The following is a 4,215-nucleotide window of genomic DNA, read 5'->3' as shown; positions in this document are numbered from 1 at the left end:
GGCGGCCGGACCGTCCGCGGCCGGCGCGGTGTGCCGGCGGCCGGCGAAGCGCATCGCCGTGCCGAGCCACTCGAACGCCCACCGCCCGCGCAGCCGCAGCCACGTGACGGCCAGCAGCACGATCGCCACGAAGGCCCCGGCGGCCAGCGCGATCGGGCCGTTCAGGGCGCCGACCAGTAAGGCGACGGCGGCCACCTGGGTGCTGACCCACTGACCGGTGCGAATACCGAACAATCGTCCATGTCGGACACGTTGGGTGCGTACCTTCGGCAGCCGCTCGCCCGCGCCGCTCAGCTCGGGGAAGTCCCGGCCACCCACCAGGTCTGCCGTCACCGTCGCGCCCGCCTCTCCCTGAATCGCTGCCTGAGCGGCCTCATCGTATGGCGCGTGCCGCGTACGCAGGGGGCGGCGTCGATATCCACAGGTTGTCCGACGGGGCTACCGTCGCTGCGTGCGGCCCGTTACCCTCAGCGACGGCAATGAATGAACGGCAGCTCAGGGGCGCCCCCCACCACTGTGCGGGAGCGGTTAATCTGAGGGCCACGTCAGCGCACCCGGGCTCGTCCAGCAGGGCTCGTCCAACGGGGCTCATCCATACCGGACCCGGTGCGAGACAGACGATCAAGAAAGCGGGGTGACGTCCGGGGTGTCCGAGACGACGCAGGCAAATTCCGGGGACATGGCGAAGGTTGCCGGTGAGTTCGACCAGGTCAACCACGAGCTGACCAGGATGCTGAAGAAGCTCATGAACGAGCTTTCCGTGCTGCAGTCCGCGTGGGTCGGCAGCGGCGGCCGGGCGTTCGAGTCCGTGAAGAACCAGTACCAGCAGGACCTCGCGCAGCTCAACAAGGCGCTCGCGGACACCGCCGAGTCGATCAAGACCTCCGGTACCGGCTACGACACCTCCGACTCGTCGGCCGCCAGCCTGGTGACCAAGTCCGGTGGCGGCGGCGTCAGCCTTCCCCTCTAACTCCGACCTGGAAAGGAGCACGACATGAGTGACGGTCTGCTTCGCGTCAACTTCAGTTCCCTGGCTCAGGCCGGCGTCGACATCAACAAGGCTGTCAACGAGCTCGACACCAAGCTCAGCCACCTCGACTCCGTCGCGCGTCCGCTGGTGGACACGTGGGAGGGCAAGGCCCAGACGGCGTACCACCAGCGTCAGCTGAAGTGGACAAATGCCGCCACCGACCTCAAGAACATCCTCCGCGACATCCAGATGGCCGTCGAGCAGTCCGCGCAGGACTACGCGGCGACGGAGAGCAGCGCGGAGAAGCGCTTCCTCTGAGTCCCCGAGGCACCCATCTCGCGGCACGGCCGGGACATCCCGTTCCGGCCGTTTCCGTGTCACCGGACGGGTCGGCTACCCCGGGTCATCGGGCAGTATCGCTGCGCGACACAATCATGCTCTGACGGGCACCGATGACGCCGCTGGACACCTTCTCGGCTGTATGCGTACAGCCGCCCATTGTGATCGTGGCCTGACCTTGTAGGTTGTACGCGTTGAGATGGCCCGTTCGCCGCGAAGGGAGAGGTGGACGTGACCGAGTGGGAACCGGCTACGGACGCCGAGATCGCGATGCGCAACGCACTGCGCACCGACGACCAGGAGTCCTACTTCCGCATTCTCGCCGGTGTCGACCTGCTCCTTCCGGTCTCGGCCGACGCCCTCGCCGGCCTCGCCCCGCTCGGCTGGGGCACGTGGAGCACCGGCGGCCGTACGCACGTCCTCGCCTTCACCTCGCCGTCGGCGCTGCAGGCCTGCCTGGCCGACTACACCGGCTCGGCCCGCCGCGTCGCGTACGCGGAACTGGCCGACACCTGGCCCAACCTCGAATGGTGGCTGGCGGTCAACCCCGGCCTGCCCATCGAGGGCTACCTGCCGGCCTGGTTCGTGGCCCAGCTCTCCCGGGGTGACCTGCGCCTGCCGACCCGCGGCCCGGGCCCGGCGGGCAGCAACGCCCCGAACCGCATCCAGGACCTGCACGCGGCCGCGACCCTGGCGGCGACGGCGGCGGCCCAGGGCTACAACGCCGCGGCCTACGCGGCTCCGGCGTCCGGCGGGCCGATCCAGGGCAGCCCGGCGCCTGCTTCCGCCCCTTCTTACAGTGCTCCGGGCTCTAGCGCTCCCGGCTCCGGCGACGCCTCCTACGGCGGTCCCGACCCGGGTGGCTCGGCTTACGGCAGTCCAGGCTCGGGCGATTCGGCTTACGGCGGCCCAGGCTCCGGCGGTTCGGGCTCGGGTGGTCCGGCTTACGGCGGCCCAGGCTCGGGTGGTCCGGCTTATGGTGGATCGGGTCCGGGCGGATCGGTTCCGGGTGGATCGGGTCCCGGTGGATCTGGTGCTGGTGGGTCTGGTCCTGGTGGATCCGGGTCGGTTGATCGCGGTTCCGGTGGTTCGGCCTATGGCGCTCCGGGGTCCGGGAGTTCGGGGCCTGGTGATTCGGCTTATGGCAGTGCCACCTCGGGTGGTCCGGCTTATGGCGGTTCGGGGTCCGGTGCCGCAGTCTCAGGTGGGGCTGTGGCCGGGCCGGCGGCGCCTGGGGGGTCGGCGGCTTCGACCGGTTCCGGGTATGCCGGTGGGGCCACGCCTGGGAGCCGGTACTCCGACTCGGCCGCTGAGCAACCGGCCGACGCCGGTTCCGCCGGACCGGTCGGTCCGGGTGGGCTGCCGCTGCGGACGCCGGGTGCCGTGCTGCCGAGTGGGCTTCCGTCCCGCGTGCCGGGCACTCCGGCCGGGCAGGACGGTGGCATTCCCGGCGGGCAGTTCAACGGCTTCGGCACGTCTGGTGGTGCCCGTCCGGCCCAGCCGGGTGGCTACGCCGACCAGCCGGCGAGCTACGGCAATCAGTCCGACCCGGGCGCGCAGCCACCTGCCGGCGCGCAGGGCCCCCGTGCGTTCGCGGGTGAGTCCGGCGGGCCTGCACCCCAGCCGGTGACGCCGGGCCGGTCCGCAGGTGACGTGCCTGCTGCCTACCGGCCGCCGACCCTGCCCCCGAGTGACCCGGCACGTACCGGCAGCTCCGGGGTGCCTGCGCGGTCCGCTTCCGCTCCCAGTGCGCTCGACGCTTTGGGTAGCCGGGGTGGCTCCCCAGGTTCCGGCAGTACACCCGCGGCTGCTTCGCCGCGGCCGGACTCGCCGCTGCCCACGCGAACCCCGATGGCTCAGACGCCGCCCCTGCCCGCCCACATCCCGCCGCCGCCGGACACCGACGACGTAACGCCGGGTCAGCCGGTCGAGGGTGGCGCCGGAGCGATCTCGGCCAAGCTCGCCGCGCGTGACGGGGCGATCTCCGCCAAGCTCGCCGGTCAGGCCGCCGCCAAGGAGGCCGGCTCCACGCCGACCACCTCGGAGCGGGCCGAGCAGGGTGCCGACGACCAGAGCAAGGGCCCGGGTGGTCTGCCCCGCCGCCAGGTCACGCCGCCCGAGGAACGGCCTTCCTCCATGGCCGCGGCCGCCCAGGCGCTCGCGGGGAACCGCAACCCGGCGTCGACCACCCAGACGCCGTCAACCGGGCCGGCCACCGGGAATCAGCCGGGTGGTTCAGGTCAGTCGCAGCCCGGGCTGGCCCCACCGGTCATCCCTGGCGCGGGCGGTGCCGGCCGGTCCACATTCGTCCCGGCCGCAGCGGCTCGCCCCACGATCCCGCCGGCATCAACCGACCAGCGGTCGGCCACTCCGGGATCGCCCGATCAGCGGTTCGCCGGGCCAGGATCTACGGACCAGCGGCCGGCCACACCAGGATCGCCCGATCAGCAGTCCGCCAGGCCGGGATCTACGGACCAGCGGTTGGCCACTCCGGGATCTACAGATCAGCGGTCGGCTTCGCCGGGATCAAGCGATCAGCAGTCCGCCAGGCCCGGATCTACGGACCAGCGGTCGGCCACTCCGGGATCTACAGATCAGCAGTCGGCTTCGCCAGGAGCAACGGATCAGCAGTCGGGCACACCGGGATCGACCGACCAGCGGCCGACCACCCCAGCACCCGCCGACCGACCCCGGAATGTCCCCACACCGGACGATCAGGCGCAGACCCGGCAGGCGCCGACCGACCAGTCACAAACCTCCTACGACAGCCGCAACACCTCCAGCCCTCAGCCGAGCGCCGACCCGCAGGAGCCAGCCACAACCGGCCCAGCCACAACCGGCCCAGCCACAACCGGCCGAGGCCCAGCCACAACCGGCCCAGCCACAACCGGCCCAGCCACAACCGG

At 71.6% G+C, this 4,215-nt stretch carries 3 protein-coding genes and 2 pseudogenes; 3 read left to right on the top strand and 2 right to left on the bottom strand.

The window, feature by feature from the left end:
• Positions 1 to 333, bottom strand: a pseudogene (locus tag AB0C29_RS18320) (type VII secretion protein EccE); the annotation flags it as partial.
• 301 nt (positions 334 to 634) lie between these two features.
• Here AB0C29_RS18320 and AB0C29_RS18315 point away from each other — a divergent pair.
• From AB0C29_RS18315 to AB0C29_RS18305, 3 genes and pseudogenes are all read left to right on the top strand, one after another.
• Positions 635 to 970: a WXG100 family type VII secretion target gene (locus tag AB0C29_RS18315; protein ID WP_360821559.1), complete on the top strand. Its 336-nt coding sequence runs from the start codon at positions 635 to 637 to the stop codon at positions 968 to 970.
• 24 nt (positions 971 to 994) lie between these two features.
• Complete coding sequence (locus AB0C29_RS18310; RefSeq protein WP_360821557.1) at positions 995 to 1,288, top strand: WXG100 family type VII secretion target; 294 nt, start codon at positions 995 to 997, stop codon at positions 1,286 to 1,288.
• A gap of 252 nt (positions 1,289 to 1,540) precedes the next feature.
• Positions 1,541 to 1,930 (top strand): annotated as a pseudogene (locus tag AB0C29_RS18305) (SseB family protein); the annotation flags it as partial.
• A 1,379-nt stretch (positions 1,931 to 3,309) separates the two neighbouring features.
• On the opposite strand, the gene AB0C29_RS18300 reads toward AB0C29_RS18305, so the two are convergent.
• Positions 3,310 to 3,525 (bottom strand): hypothetical protein, encoded by a 216-nt coding sequence (locus tag AB0C29_RS18300; protein WP_360821555.1) that lies wholly within the window; start codon positions 3,523 to 3,525, stop codon positions 3,310 to 3,312.
• Positions 3,526 to 4,215: the final 690 nt, after the last annotated feature.

It is taken from the genome of Actinoplanes sp. NPDC048791, from assembly GCF_040650095.1.
GTDB lineage: Bacteria > Actinomycetota > Actinomycetes > Mycobacteriales > Micromonosporaceae > Actinoplanes.
The sequence above is the reverse complement of the archived record's forward strand: the minus strand, read 5'-3'. Positions and strand labels throughout refer to the sequence as shown.